18 protein-coding genes are annotated in these 24480 nt (G+C 66.7%); 4 read left to right on the top strand and 14 right to left on the bottom strand.

The features are described from left to right. Nucleotide 1 precedes the first annotated feature (1 nt). The 6 genes from ALA01S_RS14675 to ALA01S_RS14655 form a co-directional block, all read right to left on the bottom strand. Complete coding sequence (locus ALA01S_RS14675; protein WP_066337617.1) at nucleotides 2-1015, bottom strand: alpha-ketoacid dehydrogenase subunit beta; 1014 nt, start codon at nucleotides 1013-1015, stop codon at nucleotides 2-4. A 1-nt stretch (nucleotide 1016) separates the two neighbouring features. Beyond that, a complete protein-coding gene (locus tag ALA01S_RS14670; RefSeq protein ID WP_066337615.1) occupies nucleotides 1017-2291 on the bottom strand; it encodes a 3-methyl-2-oxobutanoate dehydrogenase (2-methylpropanoyl-transferring) subunit alpha in 1275 nt (424 codons plus the stop codon). A 114-nt stretch (nucleotides 2292-2405) separates the two neighbouring features. Further along, on the bottom strand, nucleotides 2406-2570 hold the full coding sequence (locus ALA01S_RS33030) for a hypothetical protein (RefSeq protein WP_157119019.1): 165 nt from the start codon (nucleotides 2568-2570) through the stop codon (nucleotides 2406-2408). A gap of 269 nt (nucleotides 2571-2839) precedes the next feature. After that, nucleotides 2840-3298, bottom strand: a complete 459-nt coding sequence (locus ALA01S_RS14665) for a DMT family transporter (RefSeq protein WP_066337614.1) — start codon at nucleotides 3296-3298, stop codon at nucleotides 2840-2842. Nucleotides 3299-3417: 119 nt separating this feature from the next. After that, nucleotides 3418-4155, bottom strand: coding sequence for a helix-turn-helix domain-containing protein (locus tag ALA01S_RS14660; protein ID WP_373862996.1), 738 nt, complete (start codon nucleotides 4153-4155; stop codon nucleotides 3418-3420). 115 nt (nucleotides 4156-4270) lie between these two features. Continuing rightward, nucleotides 4271-5167: a transglutaminase-like domain-containing protein gene (locus tag ALA01S_RS14655; RefSeq protein ID WP_066337612.1), complete on the bottom strand. Its 897-nt coding sequence runs from the start codon at nucleotides 5165-5167 to the stop codon at nucleotides 4271-4273. Between the two features lie 659 nt (nucleotides 5168-5826). On the opposite strand from ALA01S_RS14655, the gene ALA01S_RS14650 reads away from it, so the two are divergent. Further along, nucleotides 5827-6294 carry a hypothetical protein gene (locus tag ALA01S_RS14650; protein WP_157119017.1) on the top strand — a complete coding sequence of 156 codons (468 nt, stop codon included), beginning with the start codon at nucleotides 5827-5829 and terminating at the stop codon, nucleotides 6292-6294. A 112-nt stretch (nucleotides 6295-6406) separates the two neighbouring features. Here ALA01S_RS14650 and ALA01S_RS31870 read toward each other — a convergent pair whose 3' ends face one another. The 8 genes from ALA01S_RS31870 to ALA01S_RS14615 all read right to left on the bottom strand — a co-directional run bounded on the left by ALA01S_RS31870 (nucleotide 6407) and on the right by ALA01S_RS14615 (nucleotide 18791). Then, nucleotides 6407-6544, bottom strand: a complete 138-nt coding sequence (locus ALA01S_RS31870; RefSeq protein ID WP_084267577.1) for a cold-shock protein — start codon at nucleotides 6542-6544, stop codon at nucleotides 6407-6409. Nucleotides 6545-6586: 42 nt separating this feature from the next. Then, a complete protein-coding gene (gene cspE / locus ALA01S_RS14645; protein WP_066337608.1) occupies nucleotides 6587-6796 on the bottom strand; it encodes a transcription antiterminator/RNA stability regulator CspE in 210 nt (69 codons plus the stop codon). A 121-nt stretch (nucleotides 6797-6917) separates the two neighbouring features. Next, complete coding sequence (gene infA, locus ALA01S_RS14640; protein ID WP_066337606.1) at nucleotides 6918-7178, bottom strand: translation initiation factor IF-1; 261 nt, start codon at nucleotides 7176-7178, stop codon at nucleotides 6918-6920. 873 nt (nucleotides 7179-8051) lie between these two features. After that, entirely contained in the window at nucleotides 8052-11897 is a 3846-nt protein-coding gene (locus ALA01S_RS14635) for a PAS domain S-box protein (RefSeq protein ID WP_066337604.1), read from the bottom strand. A 134-nt stretch (nucleotides 11898-12031) separates the two neighbouring features. Further along, nucleotides 12032-15808 carry a response regulator gene (locus ALA01S_RS14630; RefSeq protein ID WP_238455809.1) on the bottom strand — a complete coding sequence of 1259 codons (3777 nt, stop codon included), beginning with the start codon at nucleotides 15806-15808 and terminating at the stop codon, nucleotides 12032-12034. Nucleotides 15809-16072: 264 nt separating this feature from the next. Beyond that, the gene (locus ALA01S_RS14625; protein WP_066337601.1) at nucleotides 16073-16402 is read right to left on the bottom strand and encodes a toxin-antitoxin system HicB family antitoxin; all 330 of its coding nucleotides are present in this window, start codon (nucleotides 16400-16402) and stop codon (nucleotides 16073-16075) included. Nucleotides 16403-16536: 134 nt separating this feature from the next. Further along, nucleotides 16537-17661 (bottom strand): ATP-binding protein, encoded by a 1125-nt coding sequence (locus ALA01S_RS14620; RefSeq protein ID WP_218011476.1) that lies wholly within the window; start codon nucleotides 17659-17661, stop codon nucleotides 16537-16539. Then, nucleotides 17658-18791 carry an FIST signal transduction protein gene (locus ALA01S_RS14615; RefSeq protein ID WP_066337600.1) on the bottom strand — a complete coding sequence of 378 codons (1134 nt, stop codon included), beginning with the start codon at nucleotides 18789-18791 and terminating at the stop codon, nucleotides 17658-17660. Before ALA01S_RS14615 ends, ALA01S_RS14620 begins: the two co-directional genes overlap by 4 nt. 394 nt (nucleotides 18792-19185) lie before the next feature. On the opposite strand from ALA01S_RS14615, the gene ALA01S_RS14610 reads away from it, so the two are divergent. From ALA01S_RS14610 to nosR, 3 genes are all read left to right on the top strand, one after another. Next, nucleotides 19186-22068 (top strand): EAL domain-containing protein, encoded by a 2883-nt coding sequence (locus ALA01S_RS14610; RefSeq protein ID WP_169805928.1) that lies wholly within the window; start codon nucleotides 19186-19188, stop codon nucleotides 22066-22068. 63 nt (nucleotides 22069-22131) lie between these two features. After that, on the top strand, nucleotides 22132-23157 hold the full coding sequence (locus ALA01S_RS14605) for an HDOD domain-containing protein (protein ID WP_169805927.1): 1026 nt from the start codon (nucleotides 22132-22134) through the stop codon (nucleotides 23155-23157). Beyond that, entirely contained in the window at nucleotides 23154-24479 is a 1326-nt protein-coding gene (gene nosR / locus ALA01S_RS14600) for a response regulator c-di-GMP phosphodiesterase, NosR family (protein WP_084267574.1), read from the top strand. Before ALA01S_RS14605 ends, nosR begins: the two co-directional genes overlap by 4 nt. The last annotated feature ends 1 nt before the right edge of the window (nucleotide 24480 follow it).

The following is a 24480-nucleotide window of genomic DNA, read 5'->3' as shown; positions in this document are numbered from 1 at the left end:
CTCAGTCCTCCATCACGCGACGCAGCGCGGCAGCCACGCGTTGCGGGCCTGGGAAATAGGCCCACTCGAGCGCATGCGGGTAGGGCGTGTCCCAGCCGGTGACGCGCTCGATCGGCGCTTCGAGGTGGTAGAAGCAGTGCTCCTGTACCAGTGCGACGAGCTCCGCGCCGAACCCGCTGGTGCGCGTCGCCTCGTGGACGACGACGCAGCGCCGCGTCTTCTTCACCGACTCGACGATGGCCGCCAGATCAAGCGGCCAGAGGCTGCGCAGGTCGACGATCTCGGCATCGACGCCACACTCCAGCACCGCAGCCTCCGCAACGAAGACCATCGTGCCGTAAGCAAGCACAGTGACGTCGCGTCCGGCGCGCAACACCGCAGCCGACTCCAGCGGCACGGTGTAATGGCCCTCGGGCACCTCGCTCGCCGGATGCTTGGACCACGGCACGACCGGCCGGTCGGCGTGGCCGTCGAAGGGGCCGTTGTAGAGCCGCTTGGGCTCCAGGAAAATGACCGGGTCGTCGCACTCGACAGCCGCAATCAACAGTCCCTTTGCGTCGTAGGGCGTCGATGGCATCACGGTGCGAATGCCGCATACATGCGTGAACAGCGCCTCCGGACTCTGACTGTGCGTCTGGCCGCCATAGATGCCGCCGCCGCAAGGCATGCGAATGGTGACGGGTGCCGTGAAATCGCCTGCCGAGCGGTAGCGCAGCCGCGCCGCCTCGGACACGATCTGGTCCGAAGCTGGGTAGAAATAGTCGGCGAACTGCACCTCGACGATGGGCCGCAGCCCGTAGGCACCCATGCCGACCGCGACACCGACCAGTCCGCCCTCGGAAATCGGTGCATCGAAGACACGCGAGGCGCCGTACTTGGCCTGCAGCCCCTCGGTGCAGCGGAACACCCCGCCGAAATACCCCACGTCTTCCCCGAAGATCACGACATTCGGATCACGCTCGAGCATCACGTCCATCGCCGAGCGCAGCGCCTGGATCATCGTCATCCGAGCCATCTCAGCCCTCCTTGCCTGCACGGCGCGCGGCTTCGGCCTCGCGGGCCTGGCGCAACTGGTCGCGCAGGTGTGACGGCATGGCCGCATAGACGTCGTCGAACATCGACTCCAGTGGAGGGATGTGGCCGTCCAGCAGCGTCCCATGGGCTTCCGCCTCCTTCTGCGCCGCAGCGACCTCGGCTTCAAGCGCCTTGCGCGTGCGTTCATGCTCGTCGTCGCTCCAGGCGCCGAGGGCAATCAGGTGGCGCTTGAGCCGTTCGATGGGATCGCCCAGCGGAAAATGCTCCCAGTCATCGGCGGGCCGGTAGCGCGACGGGTCATCGGAAGTCGAATGCGCGCCGGCGCGGTAGGTCACCCACTCGATCAGCGTCGGCCCAAGGTTGCTTCGTGCCCGCTCGGCGGCCCAGCGTGATGCCGCGAGCACGGCCAGGAAGTCGTTGCCGTCGACGCGCAGGCTGGCGATGCCGCAGCCAACCCCGCGCGCTGCGAACGTCGTCGCCTCGCCGCCAGCGATGGCCTGAAACGTGGAAATCGCCCACTGATTGTTGACGACGTTGAGGATGACCGGGGCGCGGTAGACATGGGCGAAAGTCAGTGCCGTGTGAAAGTCGGCTTCGGCGGTCGCACCGTCGCCAATCCATCCGGAGGCGATTTTCGTGTCACCCTTGATGGCCGACGCCATGGCCCAGCCCACCGCCTGGATGAACTGCGTCGCCAGGTTGCCCGAGATCGTGAAAAAGCCAGCGCGCTTGTACGAGTACATCACCGGCAGCTGGCGACCCTTCATCGGGTCACGCTCATTGCTCATCAGCTGGCACATCAGCTCGGCCTTGCGAATGTCATCGCGCGCCAGCAGCAGCCCCTGCTGGCGATAGGTGGGAAAGCACATGTCGCCCGGCTCCAGCGCAAGCGCGTGCGCAGTTGCGATGGCTTCCTCGCCGAGGCACTGCATGTAGAACGAGATCTTCTTCTGCCGTTGGGCCGTCAACATCTTCGCGTCGAAGGCCCGGGTGCGCAGCATCGCAGCAAGGCCACGCCTGAGCAGTGCGGTGTCGGCAGACGGCGCCCACGGGCCGACTGCACGGCCTTCATCGTCAAGCACGCGCACCAGCGCGTAGCTCAGATCAGCGGTGTCGGCTGGCGCGACATCGATCGGTGGCCGGCGCGCGGCGCCGGCCGGGAACAGGTGCAGGTAGGAGAAGTCGGTGTGCTGCCCGGGTCGCCCGCTGGGCTCCGGGACATGCAGGCGCAGCGGCTCACGGGGGCTGTTTGACATCCACAGGCTCCTCGGCGCGATGGTGTCGCGCAGACATGCCCAACAGCGTAGCGGAACCAGGACGCCACCGGGCGATGGCTCGCACACCACTTCTGCCCGTGCCGCGCCATCCAGTCAGGCGCCCTGCCTCACCCATTGCGCAACCGCTTCAGCCAGCGCTCGCTCCTGCGCTCCATCGCGGCAACCGGCGGTCGGGTCGGCCAGATGCTCTTCCAGCGACCAGCCCGCGGGCCGGCTGGCTTCCCACCAAGCCTTGGCCGCGGTCACCAGCGCCAGCATCTGTGGCGATGATTCGCAGGCAGCGTCGTCACTGGCCTGGGATGCCGGGCCGCCGGATGACTTGGGCCGCGCTGGACCAGAACCGAACGCGAACTGAAGCATCATCCCCACGGGACTGGGTCTTTGCATGAGCGCCCTCCTCTCAACGAGTTCGACGTAGCCAATGTAGCGTGCATGCGGCGCTGGGCACTGTGGCATGCGATGGCCGACGGCCACCATTTTGATCCGCCATGGGCGGCCATCGCACGATTCACGCGGTTGGCTGTGCGCTAGGCGCGGACCAGGACGACGCCAAGGATCAGGCATCCGGCGCCTGCCATCCGAACCAGGCTCGCTGGGTGCTGAGGCATTCCGAACAGGCCGAAATGGTCGAAGGCCATGGAGCCCAGCATCTGGCCCACGACGATCAGCGCCAACACCGTGGCTGCGCCCAACCGCGGCACCATGAGGATGGCCGTCCCGATGAAGATGGCGCCGAAGACGCCGCCGGTCCACGCCATCCATGAGCCGGTGCCAGAACCGATGTTCGGCAGTGACAGACGGGGCCCGGGCGCCATCGTGGCCACCAGCAGCATGGCCACCATGCCGACGAAGTAGCTGACGAAGCCCGCCCACCAGGGCGAGCCCAGCTGTGTTCGAAGGTTGGCGTTGAGGATTTGCTGCAAGGCGACGCTGATGCCTGCGCCGATGACAAGGAGCGAAGAAATGAGCGTTGACGTAGGCGACATCCGTTTTTCCCTGGTTGAGCTCGATTGCGCATGCCCCCGGCGCAAAGACCTGGACCGTGCACGCGCAGCGGCACGATAGGGTGCTTGCTCACCCTGATATAGAACGGATGTGACCGGGCTCAGCCCGCGCGGTACCGGCCCGGTGTCACGCCAAAAAAGCGCCGAAAGCACCGACCCAGGTGGCTCTGGTCGGAGAACCCGGTCTCCGCGGCAACAACCGCGATGGGCTGACCCGCCCTCAACAGCCGCCGCGCGGCGTTGAGCTGCATGAGCATGCGAAACGTGGCCGGCGGGATGCTGTGCAGCCGCGTGAAGCGTCGTGAATAGCCTTCCCGGCTCAGGCCGGCAGCGCGGGCGGCCTGCCAGACCGGGCCAGGACGTACATCGCAGAGGCCTTCGCCGGCGTTCGTAGCGGAGGGCTCTGGAGTGGCAATCTGGTGAGCGTCCACCAGCCACAGCAAGCTCGACTCGTCGAGGCCTGGGTCGGAACGCCACCTCCGGGACAGGTCTGCCATCAAGTTGTCCACGGCGTAGCACCCCGGTGCCAGATAGAGGTTGATGCAAACCACGTCCGAGGACTCAGACAGCGACCGGTGAGGCGTGCCGGCCGGGATGAGCGTTGCCTGCCCCGCCCTCGCGCAACGCACGGTCTCGCCGATGAGGAAGCGGCGCTGGCCGGCGACGACGAACACCAACTGGTCCTCGTCGTGCAAGTGAGGTGGCAAGGCCACTTCCCTACCCTGCACGGTACCGATCTCCACGAGGCCGCCGCCGGCCGGCCGCCGGTACGTCCACAGGCCAGCGCTTTCAAGGGGGCTGCACCGCTTGTTGTGGTTGGACAAGCGATGCATCAGCACGCTCAAGGCAATGCCAGAAAAGGTGCGCCGGGAAGCATTTCCGGCTTCAGCCCATTCCAGATCACCTGAAATCCTACTCTCGATCGAGGCCAGCGCGAGTGAGCCTACAACTGAATCATGCCTGGGCGACGGCTTGGGGTGACCCGTCGTCGGTAGACAGTGCTTCAAGGCAATGAATGGGCATGACACAGCCGTCCCGCGGATCTGCCAGCGCCTCGATATGCAGCCGCGGCACCGCCGGTGGTGACTGGACGGCACCGAAGATCGTGGCAAAGGCGGCATCGGCCGCATCCCGTCCGGTGCCCATGCGAACGAACCCCATCGGGATACCGGTACCCGAAGGGTCAAAGATGTACCAGCGTCCACCGAGGTAGACCTCGACATAGGCGTGGAAGTCGCTCGGCCCGAGCCGAGGGTCGGCGCCGTAGTCGATGCCCGTTGCAAAGCGGGCTGGAAGGTTGAGCGCCCGACACAGGGCGATCATCAGGTGCGCGAAGTCACGGCATACGCCCACCCGGTCGTTGAGCGTGTCCAAGGCCGAGGTACCCGAATGGGTGCTGCTTTGCTTGAACGTGACACGGTGCTGCACCCAGTCCCGTATGGCCTGTACTCGGCAATAGCCCGGCTGCAGGTGGCCGAACTCGCTGGCGGCCAGCCGCAGCAGTTGGTCAGACTGGCAGTAACGGCTCGGATAGAGGTAGGGCAGTACCGCCAAGGGCAGTTGGGACACCGGCATCTCGGTGATCGTGTCCGTGCGCTGAGCATGGTGGCAGATGTCGACGCTGGCCTGGTAGCTAACCTGCAGCGGACCTGCACCGGCATGCAGCCGCAGGAAACGGCTGCCATGGACGCGCTCCATCTGCACCTCGAACGGCAGCCAGGGCTGGATAGACAAGCGCTCGTGGCGCACGGTCTGGCTGCGGGTATGGGCCGCTTGGATGTTGAAGATGAAATCGCACGAGGGCGACAGAACGTTGTAGCGGAGTTCGATAGCGAACTGGAGCCTGACCATGACGATCCTTGAAGATGGCTGGCGGTTGCGTGGGCGAAGATTCAGCCGACGCAGGCTTCGGGACCAACGCTGCGGCATCCCTTGCCGATGGACGGTGTAGTCAGCGGCGTGCGATCCGCAGACACACGGCTGCGGCGGAAACACCGCCCAACGTTCACTTTCGAGCGCCTTTCAGCGGCATTCGTGGCACACGCGCCGTTGTCGGTTCCCGCATCAGTTCCGCTTGGGACGAGGCTCGGTGAGTGTGAGCAGGATGTCGGTGTACCGGGCGCAATTCAGCCACAGCGCTTCGTCCTGGACTTGGTCGCGGTCGGCGATATGTGGGCAATTCGATCTCGACAATGCCGGGACTCTCTATGTGACGCTACAGCCGTGGCCAGGCATCCTGGCGCCAGCACGCCTTGATGGACGAGGGCAAGACGGGTGCCGGAAAGCGACTTTGGCAACACCACCACCTTCGCTCCGAAAGTTGCAGAGCGACCGGTGCGCACGGCGTTGCGGCGTGGCCTGCTGCAGGCGACTTGGATGGCAAGCTTTGAATGATGGGCTTGACCAAGCATCTGCTCAAATCTGAAGGTTGCGCTGTCAATCAATGCAACGCTCAAAGCCCTTCAGCCTGGCCAAAGGCTCGTGGCATGGCACATTACACGAACATGCAAATGAACCATACGCTGCAGTTGCCCGAGTCGCTGACTGCCATTTTCACCCGCTTCGCCAATAGCTGTAGCAGCTCTGGCATGCGGTTTTCTGACTTTCCAGGCCGCTGGATTGCCTTTCAGGCCACCGAGTTGGAGCGCGGCGTAGAACGTGCCCTGCTTGATATCGAACCACCAAAGGACAACGTTCTGCAGGCCATGGACAAGTTCGACGCCGACGCAACGGCAGCCGCTGGTGCGGGCGTTGAAGTCATCACCGTCAGCATGTATCTAGCGCAGCAATCGATGGTGGTGTGCACGGTAGACGAGACGCATGAATCTGCGCCGTCGAATCCCATGCTGTCGATTTCCGTGAGCAGCAACGAGCAGTCGTTGGGTGTCTCTGGATATGTCGAGCTTGACAGCCAAGGCTTACCGGTACGAATTGGCCAACTGTTGCCGGTGTTCAGCATCAGCAAGGACATGTCTTAACAAGACCCGGCCAGGACCACCTCAAGATGGTGCCTGGCCACCCAACATGACTGTGGACGTTGCGCGGTCCACGTGCATCCGACAGGAACTGTGAGGATGCCGCGTCGCTGCGTCAGCGTGCCTTGCAGCCACCAGCGCAGACCATCTCGCTGAAGTGGGCAAACAAGTCGCTGCCACCGTTGTCGGGCTTGATAAGACCGAAGCCCTTGGGTTCATCGAACCATTTGACGGTGCCGGCTTGTGTAGTCATGTGGTCAAGGTTGCCGGCGAGAATTGGGACGCCGGTGCTGCGTTACAGCGTCCGAATGGTGGAAGCCTGCGGCCCTTTCTTGCCTTGCGTGACCTGGAATTCCACGCGCTGGTTCTCAGCCAGGGTCTTGAAGCCAGTGCCCTGGATTTCGCTCACGTGGGCAAACAGGTCCTTGCCGCCGTTGTCAGGCGTGATAAAGCCAAAGCCCTTGGTTTCGTTGAACCATTTGACGGTGCCGGTTTCGGTAGTCATGTCGTCGTTCCTTGTCGTGACGGTAGTGGAAAAAGTAGCTATGCCCCAGCTCAGGCTGGTGCGGTGGAGCAGCTTCTTGGCGAAGAAGCCGCGTCGTGAGGTGTGGCTGCGTGCGGAGTTATCAACGCCTGCGCTGCTGAGCCGAAGGCGGCGGTCCCCGGCGCTCCAGGTGCCGGAACGTAATGCGGCCCTTGCTCAGGTCGTAGGGCGACAATTCAAGCGAGACGTTGTCGCCGGCCAGGATGCGGATGTGGTGCTTCTTCATGCGCCCGGCGGTGTAGGCCACCAGCTCGTGCCCGTTCTCCAGCTTCACGCGAAAGCGCGAATCGGGCAGAACTTCGCCAACGACGCCGTGCATCTCGATCAATTCTTCCTTGGCCATGAGGTCACTTTCGATGTCTGTAAGGGGTGGAAAACGGGGCTCGATCAGGCCGGAGCCTGGTCGGCAGCAGTGCGCCCGATCCAGTCCAGTCCTTGAGCGGTGGCGTAGTGCAGCGCGGCCTCACCGGAACCGAATTCCGGCGTGAAGCGCAGGACGCGGTCATGCGTAGCGCTGCCTCGTCCGCTGCGAATGGAGACGGAGGCGGCGAAGCGGCCCTGCCCGAGAGATCGGGTCAGAGGGGAGACAAGGTACTTGCCTACCCGGATGGATATGTCGATGTAGTGCTTTCGGTGGCACGGCCTTCATAGACGGCCGGCCGGGTCTGGCTAATGTGGCGTGCGAGGCGCACGTGCCTGTGTGGCGGATGAACTCGGTCCAGGCGCTGGTTGGCAGGGGTATTCGCTGCGAACCAGAGGTAGCCAGAACATCAAGATCGCCTAAGCAATCAGCAGCCCTGGGAAAGGAGAGAGATCAACTCGTGATCCAGGCGCTTACGTTGAGAAAACGAACTCGTAGGAAGTCATCGTTTCATCGAATACAAGCGCATGTCTAATATACCACTTCAGGCGCCAAGCCGCATTGCACGTATCTTTCACATGTGCTCCAAAGCACGCGTCCGTCGAAACGCTGCCGGTGTGAAGGACTTTAGTTCAGTGCTCAGCGCACTGACCATGAAGGGCGACCGGGAATGCATCCTGGGTACGGGCTGCACTGCCTACTTGGCCAAGCCCTTTGACCACAAGGAGCTCATGGCCACGGTTCACGGCTGCTGGGACCTGCTTGTGGCCAAGGGTGGCGTGCTTGGTTGGGGGCAGCAAGCAAAGGCGCCCGCACGGCGACAGCCACGGCTTGACCAACAGTGCAGGTCTGTGCTCAGGCGCTGTGCCAGTTCGACCCGGGCGGTGGCTGCAGCGCCTGATGCACCTGCCTTGCCGTGTCGCCACGCCCGCTTTCGAGCCACTTCAGCAACGTCGCGTACAGCACCTGCGGCTCCACCGGCTTGGTGACGAAGTCGTCCATGCCCGCGGCCAGGCAAGCTTGCCGGTCTTCGCCGAAGGCGTTGGCCGTCATGGCCAGGATGGGCAATGCCTGCAGGCTCGTCATCGCGCGCAGCGCGCGCGTGGCCTGCAACCCGTCCATCACCGGCATCTGCATGTCCATGAGCACCAGGTCGTAGCAGCCACGGACAGCCTTCTCCACAGCCGCCTGGCCGTGCTCGGCGAAATCGACGTCCAGCCCCACGTTACGCAGCAGCGCCAGCGCCACCTCGCGGTTCACGGGGTGATCCTCCGCCACCAGCACCCGTGCGCCGGCGTGGCGCTGGCGCAGTGCGACGTCAGGGCGTGCAGGCGCGGCCTCGGCCGTTGGAGCGCCGGCACCTCGCCCCAGCCAGGCCGTGAACCAGAACACGCTGCCCCCGCCCGGACGGGGCCGTGCACCGGCGCTGCCACCCATGAGCTCGGCAAGGCGCCGCGTGATGGCCAGACCCAGCCCCGTGCCACCGTGCTCGCGCGTGGTCGAGGCGTCCGCTTGCTCGAAAGCCTCGAAAAGCCGCGCCACCTCCTGAGGATTGACACCGACGCCGGTGTCCTCAACCTCGAAGCGCACCAGCAACTTCGCGTCGCGCTGCTGCTCCAGCCGTGAGCGCAGCGTGATGCTTCCCGACTCGGTGAACTTGACCGCATTGCCCGCGTAGTTGAGCAGCGCCTGGCGCACGCGCGTGTCGTCGCCCAGCAGCCACGCCGGCACGTCACCCATGTCCACCTCCACGGCCAGCGCCTTGGCCGCGGCACTGGCGCCGATCATGGAGCGAACCTGCTCCAGCAGGGCTGGCAACGAGAAATCGCGCTGCTCCAGCTCCAGCTTGCCGGCCTCGATACGGGAGAGGTCCAGGATGTCGTTGATGATGGACAGCAGGTGCCGCGCCGCGCCCTCGATCCTGGCCAGTTGCGCAGCCTGCTGCGCCGTGGCGCCTTCGCCAGCGAGCAGGTGTGTCAGGCCCAGGATGGCGTTCATGGGCGTGCGGATTTCGTGGCTCATGTTGGCCACGAAAGCACTTTTGGCCCGGTTGGCGGCTTCCGCCTGCTGCGTGCGCTGCCGCAGCGCCTCTTCCAGCGCCTTGCGCTCGCTGAGGTCCGTGACCACGCCCAGCAAGCCCAGGGGCGCACCGTACGCGTCGCGCAGCACGCTCACGCTGAGCAGCCCGGGAAACCGCGTGCCGTCCGCGCGCACGTAGATCCACTCGCTGCGCTCGGCGCCGGGTGAGCCTTGGAGGCGGGCGGCGTCGTCAGGCCAGAGCACCTGCAGCACCTCCGGCGGGAAGTCGGCCAGGTGCGAGTGCAGGTACTGCGCGTCATAGAGATCGACGACCGGGGTGCCCAGTACCGCTTCGGCGCTCCTCTGAAACATGGCTTGGGCAGCCGGATTGAACGAGGTGACGCGACCGGCCAGGTCAGTGGCGACGATGGCGCTGGCCGCACTGGCCAGGATGGCGCGCTCACGCCCGGCTGCGAGCTGCAGCTCGTCCGTGCGCTGCAGCACCTGCTGCTCCAGCGTGGCGTTGAGCTCCTGCACGCGCAACTGCGCCACCTTCTGCGCCGTGATGTCGAGGTTCACGCCCACCATGCGCTGTGCCCGGCCCTGCTCGTCGCGCAGCACCACGGCCCGGCCCAGCACCCAGCACGTCGCTCCGTCGGCGCGCACCAGGCGCATCTCGGTGTCGAATGGGTGTGTGCCGTCCAGGGCCTGCCCCACGGCACGCTCGACACCGGATCGGTCCTCGGGATGCAACATGGCCATGAACAAGTCCGCTCGCGCCGCGCCGTCCTCGCGCACCGGCAGCCCGACCAGCTCGAACATCTGCGGCGTCCACCAGGACTCGCCCGTGACCACGTTCCAGTCCCACACGCCCAGGCGCCCGCTGGCCAGGGCCGCCTCCAGCCGCAGCTGGGTCTGTGCCAGCTGCGCCGCAGCCTGCCGGGCCTGGGCTTCGCTGCTGTGGAGCTGCTGCTCGGCCTGCACCTGCGCTGTGATCACTTCCGCTGTCAGCAGCACGCCCGCGATGCGGCCTTGGCCGTCACGCCACGGGCACATGGACCAGCGCAGCCAGCCCTGGCGGCCATCGGCGCCGACGAAGGCGTCGCGCTCCTGCACGACGTTCTCGCCTTGAAGTGCGCGCGCATGCAGGGCTGGCCAGTGCGCGGGCTGTCCTTGCCACACCTCGTAGTGCGAGCTGCCGATCACCGGGGTGTCTGGCGGCAGGCCGTAGTCGCAGAGGAACCGGCGCGAGACGGCCAGGTAGCGCATGCCCGTGTCGAACATGGCAATGGCTGCCGGGGCGTTTTCCACGAAGAGCGACAGGATGCGCTCGCGCTCGGCCAGCGCCGCCTGCGCCGCGCGCAGCGGCGTCACGTCCAGCGTCACGGCCACGCCGCCGACGATGCGGCCCTGCGCGTCGCGCACGGGAGCTGCGCTGTTGAGGCACCAGCGCCGCGGCCCGCCGCCGACGGGCTGGTACTCGACAAGGTCGCCACGCACGACCTGGCCCTGGCGAAGCGCCCGGGCCAGGGCCCAGTCCCTGGCGGCGATGCGCTCGCCGCTGTCGCCCCAGTACGCTTCCCACTGCCCGTACTCTTCCCAGTGATGGGTCGCGGGCAGCATGCCCCACAGCGCCCGGTTCGCCGCGTTGTGGCGCACGAGCCGGCCTTCGGCGTCCGCCAGCCCTACGCCCACGGGCAGGGCATCGAGCACCGCCTGCAGGTGGGCTTCGCTGGCCGCCAGCGCCCGCTCGGCACGCGCCCTTTCCACCGCTGCCCACACGCGCTCGCACAGCTGCTGCACCAGCTCGATCTCGACGTCCTGCCACGGCCGTGCCTGGCAGTGGTTGACGAACAGCGTCGCCACCAGCCGGCCGTGCTTGAGCAGCGGCACGCTCAGGCAGGCATAGGTGCGGATCGCCTCGTAGGCCGCCAGCACCTCGGGCGCGTTGGTGCGCGCATCCTGCCGCACGTCGGCCACGCTGATGCTGCGGCCGGCCTTCATCGCCGCAGCGACGAACTCGCCGAAATCCTCCAGTCGCCACTCGCCCACCACCGAGGTCAGGCGCCCGTCGTTCCAGTCGCGATGCACGCGCACCACCGTATGCGACGGCGTTTGTTCCACTTCCGCATAGCCCACTTGCGCCACGCCCAGGTGCGTGCCCAGCGCCGCGGACGCCGCGTCCACGATGGCCTGCGGGTCGGTGAGGTCGCGCAGCCGCTCGTTGAGCGCCAACAGGAAGCGGCTGCGCCGCTCCTGCTCCTCCAAGACGGCCTGGCCATGCACGAGGTCGTCGATGTCCGTGGCCGAGCCGGTCCAGGCCAGCACGTGGCCGGCGGCGTCGCGCCGGGGCACGGCGCGCACCAGGTGCCAGCGCCACGCGCCATCGTGGCGCCGCACGCGGCTGCGCGCGAGGAACTCGGCTCCAGTGGCCACCGACAGCGGCCAGCCGGCATGGCTGGTGGCGAGGTCGTCCGGGTGGATGGCCGCTCGCCAGCCCTCGCCGGCAAGCTGCTCGCGACTCAGGCCCGTAAAGCGCACCCACGCCATGCTGGACCAGGTGTTGGCCCCGGTCTCATCGGTCTCGAACACCATGCTGGGCAGCAGCTCGGCCATGGCGCGAAAGCGCTCCTCGCCATCGCTCGCAGCCGAGCCCGCCTGGTCCACAAGCCCTTGGGTCATAACCGCATCGTTGCTGTTGCCAGCAGGATCCGGCACAGGGGTGCGTCATTCAGCGGCTTCATGGATTTGCTCAGCAGCTTGGCGAAGAAACAAGGGATGAACTCACGATTCGTGCCTGGCAGGCTCTCGCACCATCACGCCGCCGGCGGCCGGTACCCGGAGATTGCGGAAGAGCTTGGGGAAGCTTCTGCGTGCATAGGCGGCAGCCATTTCGCCAGCATCGCGTACAACGTTTCCGGCACCACCGGCTTGGTCATGAAATCGTTCATGACGGCGGCCAGGCAGGCCTTGCGGTCATCCGCAAAGGCGTTGGCCGTCAAGGCGATGATGGGCACGCGCTGCCTGTGCTCCTTGCGAATGGCTATCGTGGCGGCGAGGCCGTCCATGCGGGGCATTTGCATGTCCATCAGGATCACGTCGAACTCCTGCGCCAGCGCCATCTCGACGGCGCGCTCGCCGTCCTCGGCCACGATGACTTCCAGGCCGGCAGCGCGCAGCAGCATGGCCACCAGCTCCTGGTTGACCGCGTTGTCCTCGGCCAGCAGGATCCGTGCGCCGGCGTGTCGGCTCCTGAGGGCCTGCAGCATCTGCCGGCCCGGCATGTACGGGACGGCGAGCGCCGTGCCCGATGCCGGCTGCAGCAGGTGCACCAGCGCATCGTGCAGCGCCGACGCCGTGACGGGCTTGAGCAGCACGGCATGGAATCCCGCCTCCCTGGCTTGTTCGTGCAGACAAGGCTCGTCCTGCGCCGTGACCAGGATGCTGGGAGGCACCGGGCCCGGGAGCGCCTGCTGCAGCTGTGCCAGCGTGGCGATGCCGTCCATGGCCGGCATGCGCCAGTCGATGAGCAGCAGGTCGAAGAAGCCGCCGCCAGCGCGGGCGTCGTGCACCAAGCCCACCGCGGCCTGGCCGCTTTCCGTGGCCGTGGCCTTGAGCCCCAGCCCCCAGAGTTGCTCGACGAGCGCAGAGCGGGCCTCGGGCAGGTCGTCCACGATCAAGGCTCGCAGCCCCTGCAGCCGGATGGGCGTGAGCGTCCTGGCCGGGCCCGCAGCGCATCCCACCCGGGCCGTGAACCAGAAGGTGCTGCCCTGGCCCGGGCTGCTTTGCACGCCCACCTCGCCCCCCATGAGCTGCGCGATGTGGCGCGTGAGCGCCAACCCCAGCCCGCTGCCGCCATGGCGGCGCGTGGTGGAGGCGTCGGCCTGTTCGAAGGCGCTGAACAGCGCCCCCAGCCGCGCGGGCGCGATGCCTTCGCCGGTGTCGCTGACCTCGAAGCGCAGCAGCATCTGCGCGGCACCGTCCTGCAGCAGCTCGATGCGAAGGCGCACCCAGCCGCTCGCGGTGAACTTCACCGCGTTGGACAGCAGGTTGAGCAGCGCCTGCGACAGCCGCGTCGAGTCCCCGCGCAGGTGCTGCGGCACCCCGTGGGTGTCGAGCACCAACTCCAGCTGCTTGGCTGCCGCGGCCTCGCGCACCAGGCTGATGACGCGCGACAGCAGCACGTCGAGGTCGAACTCGGCGTCCTCCAGCACCATCTTGCCGGCCTCGATCTTGGAGAGGTCCAGGATGTCGTTGAGCAGCCGCAGCAGGTGCTGCGCCGCCTGCTCCACCGTCTGCAGCCGCTGCAGCTGCTGCCCCGGCGCGGCGTCGCGCATGAGCAGGTGGGTGAAGCCGATGATGGCGTTCATCGGCGTGCGGATCTCGTGGCTCATGTTGGACAGGAATGCGCTCTTGGCCCGTGTGGCAGCCTCGGCCGCATCGCGCATGGCCACCAGCTGCAGCGTGCGCGACTGCACGCGCTGCTCCAGTGTGGTGTTGAGCCGGGCGAGCTCGGTCTGTGCTTCGCGGGCCGCCGTCACGTCCGTCACCGCTTCGGCCACGGCCAGCGGACGGCCTTGCGCATCGCGGCGCAGCGCCTTGCGCGCGACCACGGCCAGCACCCGGCCGTCGCGCGTGGTGTGGTGCAGCTCACCCGTCCACTCGCCCTCGCGCTCCAGCACCCCCTCCAACGCTGGCAACGGCACGGGAAAGACCGTGCGCAGCAGCTCGTGCGCGTTGCGCCCCACGGCCTCGTCGGTGCGCCAGCCGTAAAGCCGCTCGCAGCCCTTGGACCAGTGGCGGATCGTGCCGTCGAAGTCGCGCACCAGCACCGGAGCCAGGTCCAGCGTCGCGTTGAGCTCGGCCACTGCCCGCTCGGCCTGGCGCCACGCGGTAGCGTCGATGCACAGGCCGCTCATGCGCAAGCCCTTGCCGTCGCTGTCCTCACCGATACCGCCAGAGGCGTCAATCCAGCGTTCCTGCCCGTCGCCCAGCACGATGCGGTAGGACACCGACAGCGCACGGCGCTCTTGCACCGCGGCCGTCACGGCGGCCAGCGCGCGCTGGCGATCGTCGGGATGCACCACCGATTGCCATGCCTCCATACCGGCGTGGTCCCGCTGCGGATCGAGGCCGAACAAAAGGAACAGCTCGTCGGACCAGTGGAAGCTCCCCATGGCGAGATCCCATTCCCACAAGCCGGCCCGGGCCGCGCGCTGCGCCAGGCCCAGCCGCTCATGCGCCCGCAGCAGCGCGGCTCCAGACTGCTTGCTCTCGGTGATGTCCTGCATCGTCCCGTGAAGAGCCAGCGTTTCGCCAGTGTCGTCACGCACCACGCCGCTCCTGGCGTGCAGCCACAGCAGCCGGCCATGGCCATCGCGTGCGGGCAACTCCAGGTCGAACCCAGTGCCCGTGCTCGCGGCCTGCCGTGCCGCCGCCTGCAGCCGCTGCCATGCTTCGGCGGCAAACGCCGCTTCCAGCGGCCAGCCGGAAGGCTCAGCGTCCTGGCCCAGGAGACGGCACAGCGAACCGGAGGCCTGGAAACTCCCGGTGACAGGGTCCCATGACCAGGTTCCCAGGCGGGCCAAGCGGTGGGCCTCGTCCAGCTGTGCATCCCGGTGCTGCACGAGGGCATCGCGCTGCTGCAGCAGGTCGGCCGCGCGAGCGAGGGCCGCCGCCACGTCGGCTGCCTCCCGGACGCTCACGACAGGCGGCTCGGGCACATCGCCGCGCCCCAGTGCAGTGGCGGGCACGGTCAGCGCCTCCACCGAGCGCGCGATGCGTTTACCCACGCGGCGGGCCAGTACCCAGCTCAACAACAGCAGGACGGCGGCGCCGGCCGTCAGTACGGATAGCGTGCGCATCAGGCCCGACAGCAGCGCCTGGCGCGGCATGCCGATGGCCACGCACCACTTCGTGGTGGGGGAGCAGCTGAAGAAGGTCGTCACCGGGATGCCTTCCTGGGTGGTGGACTCCGTCGTGCCGGCCTCGGCTAGCTTGAAGGCCTGCAGCAGCTGTGCGGAAGCCTTGTGTCCGACGAACTGCTCAGGCTTGCGTGAGCGTGCGGCGAGCGTACCGGTGCGGTCGAAAACGCCGGCAATCCAGTCCGGCGGCAGCCGCTGCGCCTCGAACACGGTATTGAACTGCTCCGCTGCAATGCCCACGCCCAGTGAGTACACGACACGTTCATGAACGCGCACCGGCACGTCGATGCCGATGACGGGCCGCTTAAGTACCCCACCGAGCACGACGCCCGTGACCAGAGGTTGGCCCGTGTCGAAGACAGGACGCACGCGCTGTGGGTCGGCACGCATGGGCAGCGGCTGGCCAAACTCGGTAGCGGTATTGACCAACTGCTGGCCGGAGGCGTCGCTGACCAGGACATTGGTCACGAACCCGGACGCCACAACGGCTTCCTTGGCCTGACGGTGAAACGCGGCGAAGTCACCGGCGGCCAGTGACGGTGAGACGGCCAGCACCTGGCCGATGGACTGCGCCCTGAGGATCTGGCTGTCCACCGCCTGGGTGAGCGCGCGTGCGGTCTGCACCGTGTCGCGCTCCAGGTTGGCACGCCCGCCGCGGTACTCATGCACGAACAGCAACGTCGCCGCCAGCACGCAAGGCAGCAAGCAGGCCAGCACCAGCCACATTAGCAGCGAACGAATCCCGGGCAGCTGAATCGGACTCGGCGCATGCCTGTCGGCAGCCTTGTTCGGTGATGCGGGCTTTAGCACCGTGTTCGGCCGGATTGGGCGGCTGGCCGCCGTGGGCAACCGGCGCTTGGAGCCGTCGCAGGCGCTGCGCGTGCGCGACAGGGCCAAGCCCTGTCACCGGGCGATTGCGACGACACCGTCGAATCACCCACGGGCCAGCACCCCAGCCACGTACTGGTTGAGGCTCACGCCCTGCGCGGCAGCCTGCCGCGCCAGCCGCGCGTGCAGGCTGCGTGGCACGCGCACCAGGAACTTGCCGCTGTAGCAGTGCAGCGGCAGCACCTCGCGCGGCGCCGGCACAGCCCGGCCGGCTGCCCGGGCGGCCTCGACCCAGGCCGCAACCGCCTGCTGCGCGGCGGCTGCGGCCTCGGCTTCCGTGGCGCCTGAAGCGCTGCAGCCGGGAAGATCAGGGGCTTGTGCAATGAAGCCCTGGCACTCGCTGCTCCAGAAGATCTCCAGCGGATAGCGGTTCATGCCTTCCCCTCAAGGTTTGACCGGACTTTCAACATGTAGCAGGCACGATACCGCAGGCAGTATCGTCGAACTGCCGGCTACAGACGCCCGTGCGTGATAGGCCAGTGGGCTCTTTGCGCGCCGCGCCGACGCAGCTAATCTGCGGCCCGCTCGGCTTCGGGTGCTTCGTGCCGTACGGGCAGACAGACCCGGAAGCGTGTGCCTTCACCCAGCCGGCTGTCTACGTCGATGCGGCCGCCGTGGCGACGCACGATGCCGTAGGACACCGACAGGCCCAGCCCCGTGCCCTTGCCGACCGGCTTGGTGGTGAAGAAGGGATCGAAGATGCGTCCCAGATGCTCTGGCGCGATGCTGCAGCCGTTGTCGGCGACCTCGACAAAGACTTCGTCCGCGCTCAGGCACCCGGTCGTGACGACGATGCGGCCGTGCGTCTCGCGCCCGGTCAGCGCATGCGCGGCGTTGACCAACAGATTCATGAACACCTGGTTCAGCTGCGAGGCCAGGCAATGCACCTGAGGGATCTCACCGTAGCGACGCTCCACATCGGCCACGTACTTGATCTCGTTGTGCACGATGTTGAGCGTTGAATCGAGTCCCTTGTGCAGATCGGCCCAGACCCATTCCTGCTCTGCGGCATGCGAGAAATCCTTCAGATCCTGGACGATCTGGCGCACGCGCTGCACGCCCGCGCCGGATTCGCGCAACAGCTCGGGCACGTCCTCGCGCAGGTAGTCGTAGTCGTGCTCCTGCATCAACGTCCGCAGGGCTGTTGCCTTCGACGGTGGCAAGGCGCCCAGGCGGGCCTCGAACGCGGCGACGATGGCCAGCAGCGATTGCGCATAAGTCTGCAGGCTCGTGAGATTGGAGCCAACGTAGCCGATCGGGTTGTTGATCTCATGCGCCACGCCGGCGGCGAGCTGGCCGATAGAGGCCATTTTCTCGGCTTGCACGAGCTGGCTTTGCGTCTGCGCGAGGCGGCGGATCAGCGCCTGTTGCTCGTCGGCGTGCCGCTGGCGCTCGGCCAGTTCGGCTCGAAGGCGATCGTTGCGATCGTTGAGCTCGCGCGACATCAAGTCGAGCGAGCGCTCGATCATCGTGCGGTCGGCGTCAGCATCCTCGTAGGCTCGGCTGATGGCCATGAGCAGGTTCCCCAGCCCTGAAGGGGTCGCATCGGTCGAGCCAAAGGCGCGTCTGAGCTGACGCTGCAGCAGCTTGTGCAGGCGCAGCGAGTTGACTTCGGTAGGCTGAATGGCACTCATGCTTCGGCGAAGGTAGTGATCGTCATCGTCTGGTTGTGCAGCTCGCAACTGCCCACGCTGCCCTGTGGGCACAGCTCTCCATACGAGTAGAAGCCGGCGAGCACTGCGTGCGGCAGGACTTCGCGCACGGCTTCCAGTTCCTCTTCGATTCGCTGGCGCAACACCAGGCGGCGCGCCACGCAACTGACCAAGAGTGCCAGCTTGGGTTCGACACCATTGAGCCGGTGCACGCTGGCGCCGGCCGCTCCGGCCGCACCATCGATCAGCCGATCGAAGTTGGCTTTCATCAGTCGGGCCTGCGTGCCTTCGGGAATGTCACCGGCGAAGGTCAGGCTGCCTGCGGCTTCGTCAACGCCCAGCACGGCACGGACCAGGCCGGGCCCGCCGTCAGGGTCTTCGAGCAGCAGCGGGAAGTGCAGGGCCGAGCCCGGCAGCCCCCGTGAATGCTCGCCCAAGTAGGTCTTGTACAGCGCCAGCGCCGACTCGCCGTCGAGCTCGAACAGCAGGTTGCCCACAGACCGCGTGACACGCCGCACGGGCCCAAAGCTGTCCCAACCGCCGAGCGAGCCATAGCCTATGCGCAGCGCATCGCCATACAAGCCGACGGCAACCACGAGGGCGGTGCTGGCCTTTGCGTCGCGAAAGACCATCGTTTTGGCGAACCGGTCGCCATCGGCCGCCAGTCCTCCGCTGGCGCACACGTCGGCGGGCAGTTCCGCGCGCACTGCATGAGCAAAGGCATCACCTTTGACCAACAGGCCATCGCAGAACACCAGCATGTGGCGCAAGCCCGGCCGCACCAGCGCCGAGACGACTTGGCGCGCGGCTTCGACGCCATCGCTGCCGGGCTCGACGCTCGCCTCAACGCTTTCCACGGTGCAAGACTCGAAGTGCACCGCGGTAGCCACCAGCGTGTCGTCGTGGACGATGGTTCCAGCCACCTCGCCCGCAGTCGAGCAACCTACGCAGGTGGCTTGCGGGAACGCCGCGCGCAGCGCGTCCGTGGGCTCGTTGCGCTGCAGCAAGGCGCCGCCGCCAAAGAGCAATACCAACTGCGCCGGCGATTCATCCGCAGGCAGAACGGGCGTCCAACCAGCGGCAGGAGTCCATAGGTATTGGTCGATGTGCATGAAGCCTCCGTTGCACTAGGGCCCGACGACCGGCGTCGGGAGACTGCGCTTGTATCGGCCGGTTCGAAGTGGAATCGAGCCTTTGCTTCCCGCTCCTGTGGCGAACGTCACGACCGGCGCCACGAGCGCCTCAACCCACGGCCGGATTGGTCGAAGAATCCGGCAGTGGGTCGGTGCTTCCGATGTGTGCTGAATCAGTGCAGACACCCGGCACCTGGAGCGACCGGCCGCGGCACCCAGCCATCGCCGCGGGCATTCCTCCCTGCGCCGGCTTTTTCGCTCCACCCACGCGCGCGGCGGTCTCCGGCACGCCCGGCAAGGCCAACCCATCCAAACTTGTTGTACCCCGATGCAAGCGCCTATCCCTCTGGAGACGACAGCCGACGGTGATGTCTTGTTGGGCGACGATGCGCGCGCGCTGATCGAGCATTCGCAGACTGCGCACTTCGTGATCCAGGAGGAACGCATCGTCTACGCCAATCCGACGTTCGCGGCGCTGATCGGCTGGCCGCGGGAGGATCTGATCGGCCAGCATCATCAAGTCGCCGCGCCGCCCGAGCATCTGGAGCGCACCCGCGAGATCGTCGCGCGCCGCTTGGCAGGCAAGGTCGGTCGCCCCGGACAAATGCCGATGGTACGCCGCGACGGCAGCCGTTTGGACGTGCGCGTCTTCGCCACCTTGGTGCCCTTTGGAGGACGGCCAGCGGTGCTGGTCACGTTGAACGACATCACCGAGCTCACCGGTGCGCTGCAGCGGGCGAGCTGGAATGCGCAGATGCTGGAGCGCACCGAAACACTGTGCCGCTCGGGGTCCTTCGAGATCACGCTGCCTGAGGGCCTGGTCAAGCTGTCCAGCGGATTGCAGCAGCTGTTGGGTCTGGCGGCCGACGCGCCCGCGTGCAGCATTGACGCGTTGGACTGGGTTCCGCCCGACGAGCGCGACCTCGTCGCGGGCATCTGGCGTGGCGCTGAGCTTGGTGAGCCGTTCGACTTCCAGCACCGTGTGCTCACGGCGCAGGGACAGCGCCTGACCGTGCTGCACCGCGGACGCGTCGAGCAGGACGAGGCTGGCAAGCGGCGCGGCATCGCGCTGCTGCAGGACATCACCGCTCAGCGAGAGGCCGAGCAGCGCATGCAGCAGCTGGCAACGCAGGACGATGTGACTGGCCTGCCCAACCGCGCCGCCTTCCTCGACAAGGTCGACGCCGCCATCGTCGCAGCGGGCTGGGACAAGCACATCGTCACGCTGCTTGCGATTGACGTGCCGCGCATCTCGGAACTTCGCGACAAGCTGGGCTTTTGTGCAGGGGACGCACTGGCCATGGCCCTGGCGGCGCGGTTGCAGCAGACTGCCAGCGAGGGTGAGGTCGTGGCGCGCCTGGGCAGCCATGAGTTCGCACTGATGCTCAAGCTGCCGGCCGACGCCACCGAGGCGCAGTCCATCGTGCTGGCGCGCGCAGAGCGAATGCGCCAGGTTCTGGAGACCACAGTTCGCCTCTCCACCACCGAGATCATCGCCCGCTGCATCATCGGCGTTGCGAGCTTTCCGGGAGATGCACAGCGACCCGTGGAGTTGCTTGAGCTTGCGCAGACCGCCCGTCTACGGGCGACGCAAGATGGTCCGGTCGTTCTCTACGAACCTGAGTCCAACGCACGTGCACTGCACGAAATGCGTGTCGAGGCGCTGCTGTGCAAGGCCATCGCAGACGACGAACTGGAGCTTCACTATCAGCCGCAGGTGGATCTGTCCAACGGGCACGTCGCTGGCGCGGAAGCCTTGCTGCGCTGGACCTCACCTGCCCTGGGCGTCGTCTCGCCGGGCGAATTCATCGCCGTGGCCGAGCGTGCCGGGCTTATCGCAGCGCTGGGTGATTGGGTCCTGCGTCGGGCCTGCCAGCAGATCGCCCAATGGCGTGCCGAGGGCGTGCCGCCGGTGCGCATCGGGGTCAATTTCTCGCCGCTGCAACTGCAGCGCCGTGATCTGGCGCAGCACATTCAGGCCATCCTCCTTGAGACCGGTGCCGTCCCGGCGTTACTTGGCGTCGAGGTGACCGAAGGCTCGGTGATGGCCGACGTGGGCCATGCGGCCGCCGTGCTGCGCGAGATCAAGGCACTGGGTGTTGAGATAGCGCTGGACGACTTCGGCACCGGCTATTCCAGCCTGAGCCGCCTGCGCAGCCTGCCGATCGACGTGGTCAAGATCGACCGCTTGTTCGTGCACGACGTGACGGCCGCATCCGAAGACGTGTCCGTCACGCGCGCCCTCATCACCATGGCCCAAGGGCTGCAGCTCAAGGTGCTGGCTGAAGGCGTGGAAAGCGAGGGTCAGCTCAGCCTGCTGGCGGCCAACCGCTGCGATCTGATTCAGGGCTTCGTCTTCAGCGCGGCGCTGCCGGCCGATGCCTTTGCCACGCTGTTGCGCGAAGGACGCCGCCTGCCCGACCGGTTTGTGACCAGGGTGCGCAGGACGCGCACGTTGCTGCTGGTCGATGACGATGTGCACATCCTGGCCTCGCTCAAGCGCCTGCTGCGCCGAGACGGCTACACGATCGTCACAGCTGCCAGCGGGGCCGAAGGGCTGCAGCGCCTGGCCGAATGCGAGGTGGACGTCATCGTGTCCGACCAGCGCATGCCCGCCATGACCGGCGTGGATTTCCTGCGGCGAGCCAAGGACTTGTACCCGTACACGATCCGCATGGTGCTGTCGGGCTACACCGAGCTGCAGTCGATCATTGACGCGATCAACGAAGGAGCCATCTACAAGTTCCTCACCAAGCCCTGGGACGATGGCCTGCTGCGGGGTCATGTGGCCGAGGCCTTTCGCCAGAAGGAGCTGGCCGACGAAAACCGGCGCCTGGCGCGTCAGGTGGAGTCGGCCAACGCGGACTACCAGGCATTGAACCAACGTCTTGAAGCGCTGCTGGCGCAGCAGCGCAGCGAAACCGAGTTGCTTGCCCTGGCGGCCTCCAGCGCGCGCGATGCGCTGGAGGCCCTTCCTGGGGCGGTGGTCGTCGTCGATGGCGACGGCACGCTGGCATTCGTCAACGCGGGGGCTCGGGAGTTGATACCCGGCGCCGCCGCCGAGCTCGGCGCGCGCGCCGTCGACGTCTTGCCGGACTGCATGACGCGCACGGACTGGGACACGGGCGGACCCGGCTCCATTATCGAGCTTGGCGGCAGGCGCCACCGCGCGCTGCGCCGCACGCTGCAGCGTGACGGCCAGATGCCAAGCCACATCCTGCTCTTGACCCCCGAGATCGCTGCGAAGGCCCACTGAATGATTGCACTTGTATCCGAAGGACAGGCGCCAGGCTCTGTCAGCCAACAAGCTCACGGTGACGTGCCTACGATCGAAGCCCCGCGGGCCACCGCCGCGCTGGCCCGCCTGTTCCGACGCTCGTTGGCCCAGGGCTCGGTGAACCCGCTTCTTCCGTTACTGCGGCACTACCACGGTGTGTTGGCTCCCCTGGCCATTGCTGAGTCAACACACGCGGCAAGCCAGGAAAGAGCGCCGCATGTGCCCATCACGTTGAGCGAACTGCAGCGTGCAGTCATAGCGCTACCGAGCTTGCCTCAGGCCGTGCAGGAGGCATTGGCCGCTCTGCAGGCAGAGGGGATCAGCGCCACGGCCATTGCCGAGCGCATCGAGCACGACCAGGCCATGGTCGCGCGCACGCTGCGGGCAGCCAACACCGCCTTCTATGGCGCGCCTGGGCGCGTGGCGACCATTCGTGCGGCCATTTCCATTCTGGGACTGCGAGCCGTGTCCGCGCTGCTGACAGCGGTGGCCGTCTCTGCCCGGTTTCCGGCACAGGCCAATATCCCGCTGAATTTCAAACAGTTCTGGCGTGGTGCCCTGACCACCGCGATCATCGCGCGCGAGCTGGCACCCGTGGTCCGGCTCGATGCCGATGTGGCGTTTACCGCCGCCTTGTTGCACGACGTGGGCGTGCTGGCGCTCGCGACGTCGTTTCCTGCCGCCTACGGTACCGTGCAGCAGTACGCGCACCAGGCCGATGTGCCGCTGTGGCAGGCCGAACGTGTGGTGCTCGGCGTCGATCACGGTGTCGCAGGCGAACTGCTCGCCCACCGTTGGCACCTGCCAGCCGTCATCACCAGCGCCATCGCCGCGCATCATGCGCCGCCTGCTTCGACCGGTTCGGGTACTGCGACGTTGACGGAGCTGGTGCATATCGCCGATGCGCTGGCGCATGGCGTCGTCCCGCAGGAGGACGCTCATGAGGCCGTCCCGGAGGTTAGCGTTGACACCTGGTCCCGCTTTAATGTCAGTGTCGAGCTCTGCCTGGATGTGTTGCGGTCCAGCGGCGCGGCGGCCGATGCCCTGTGCGAGGCGCTCGCATCATGAACGCCGTCGAATTACCGGTGACGCCTGCTGCAACCGCGGCCTGCGCCGCTGCGGAGCCCACCGTGCTGTGCGTCGACGATGAGCCCAACATTCTCTCGGCGCTCAAGCGCACGCTGCGCACCGGCGGCTGGCGTATTCTGACCGCTGGCAGTGGGGCCGAGGCGCTGCAGATGCTGGCCACGCAGGCGGTCGACATCGTCATCTCGGACATGCGCATGCCCGCGATGGATGGTGCTGCGCTACTGGAACAGGTGCACGCACACTGGCCCGAAACTGTTCGCCTGTTGCTCACCGGGCATGCCGATTCCGGTGCGGCCATCGCAGCCATCAACCGCGGGCGGATCTTTCGGTATCTGACCAAGCCCTGGGACGATGGCGAGCTGCACTCGACCGTGCGCCAGGGCTTGCAGATGCTTCAGCTTGAGCGCGAGCGCCGTCGGCTGGAAGCGCTGACGTCACGCCAAAACGCGGAGCTGCAACAAGCCAATGAAACGCTCGAGCAGCGTGTACAGGAGCGCACCGAGGCGCTGGCCAAGGCCAACGACACGCTCAAACGCAGCTATCTCACCGGCATCAAGGTGTTCTCGGGCCTGATCGAGATGCGCGGCGGGCGCTTGGCTGGGCACGGCAGGCGGGTTGCCGATTTGGCGCGCAAGCTCTCGCAAGCCATGGCTTGCCCCGACGACGAGGTGCAGCAGATCTTCGTGGCATCGCTGCTGCACGACATCGGTCTGATCGGACTGCCCGATGCGCTGTTGGCCAAACCTGCCGCAAAGTGCTCGGACAAGGAGTCCATGCAGTACCAGCGGCACACGGAACTGGGCGAACAGGCGCTGATGCCTATGGAGGAGATGCAGCAGGTGGCGGCGCTCATCCGGTCTCACCATGAACGATTCGACGGTAAGGGCTTTCCGGTCGGAAAAAGTGGCCAGTCCATTCCACTGGGTGCTCGCATCCTCGCGGTGGTCGACGCCTTCGACGAGATGCAAAACGGGCATTTGGTCGAGTCGCCATTGACACTGCAGGAGGCTCGTGCCTTGATCCGCCATGGCCGCGGCACTCAGTTCGACCCCGAGGTGGTGGATGTCTTCCTGCACATCACCGAGCCCGAACGGCGGCAGTCCAACCCCGAGGTGATACTGGGCTCGCAGCTGCTCGAACCCACGATGGTGCTGGCGCGCGACCTGGTGTCGCCTACCGGCGTGCTGATGCTGGCTGTAGGGCAGGTGCTCACCGCACCGCTGATACAGCGCATCCGCGAGTTCGATCAACGCACAGGCGGCAAGCTCATCGTCCATGTCAAACCCCGCGGGGGCCTATGAG

It is taken from the genome of Azohydromonas lata NBRC 102462 (assembly GCF_001571085.1).
GTDB lineage: Bacteria > Pseudomonadota > Gammaproteobacteria > Burkholderiales > Burkholderiaceae_C > Azohydromonas > Azohydromonas lata.
The sequence above is the reverse complement of the archived record's forward strand: the minus strand, read 5'-3'. Positions and strand labels throughout refer to the sequence as shown.

Bases quoted from the DNA above. Each gene is read 5' to 3' on its own strand.
- ALA01S_RS14675 (WP_066337617.1), bottom strand. From the start codon at position 1,015: ATGGCTCGGATGACGATGATCCAGGCGCTGCGCTCGGCGATGGACGTG.
- ALA01S_RS14670 (WP_066337615.1), bottom strand. From the start codon at position 2,291: ATGTCAAACAGCCCCCGTGAGCCGCTGCGCCTGCATGTCCCGGAGCCC.
- ALA01S_RS33030 (WP_157119019.1), bottom strand. From the start codon at position 2,570: ATGCTGGCGCTGGTGACCGCGGCCAAGGCTTGGTGGGAAGCCAGCCGG.
- ALA01S_RS14665 (WP_066337614.1), bottom strand. From the start codon at position 3,298: ATGTCGCCTACGTCAACGCTCATTTCTTCGCTCCTTGTCATCGGCGCA.
- ALA01S_RS14655 (WP_066337612.1), bottom strand. From the start codon at position 5,167: ATGGTCAGGCTCCAGTTCGCTATCGAACTCCGCTACAACGTTCTGTCG.
- ALA01S_RS14650 (WP_157119017.1), top strand. From the start codon at position 5,827: ATGAACCATACGCTGCAGTTGCCCGAGTCGCTGACTGCCATTTTCACC.
- ALA01S_RS31870 (WP_084267577.1), bottom strand. From the start codon at position 6,544: ATGACTACACAAGCCGGCACCGTCAAATGGTTCGATGAACCCAAGGGC.
- cspE (WP_066337608.1), bottom strand. From the start codon at position 6,796: ATGACTACCGAAACCGGCACCGTCAAATGGTTCAACGAAACCAAGGGC.
- infA (WP_066337606.1), bottom strand. From the start codon at position 7,178: ATGGCCAAGGAAGAATTGATCGAGATGCACGGCGTCGTTGGCGAAGTT.
- ALA01S_RS14635 (WP_066337604.1), bottom strand. From the start codon at position 11,897: ATGACCCAAGGGCTTGTGGACCAGGCGGGCTCGGCTGCGAGCGATGGC.
- ALA01S_RS14625 (WP_066337601.1), bottom strand. From the start codon at position 16,402: ATGAACCGCTATCCGCTGGAGATCTTCTGGAGCAGCGAGTGCCAGGGC.
- ALA01S_RS14620 (WP_218011476.1), bottom strand. From the start codon at position 17,661: ATGAGTGCCATTCAGCCTACCGAAGTCAACTCGCTGCGCCTGCACAAG.
- ALA01S_RS14615 (WP_066337600.1), bottom strand. From the start codon at position 18,791: ATGCACATCGACCAATACCTATGGACTCCTGCCGCTGGTTGGACGCCC.
- nosR (WP_084267574.1), top strand. From the start codon at position 23,154: ATGAACGCCGTCGAATTACCGGTGACGCCTGCTGCAACCGCGGCCTGC.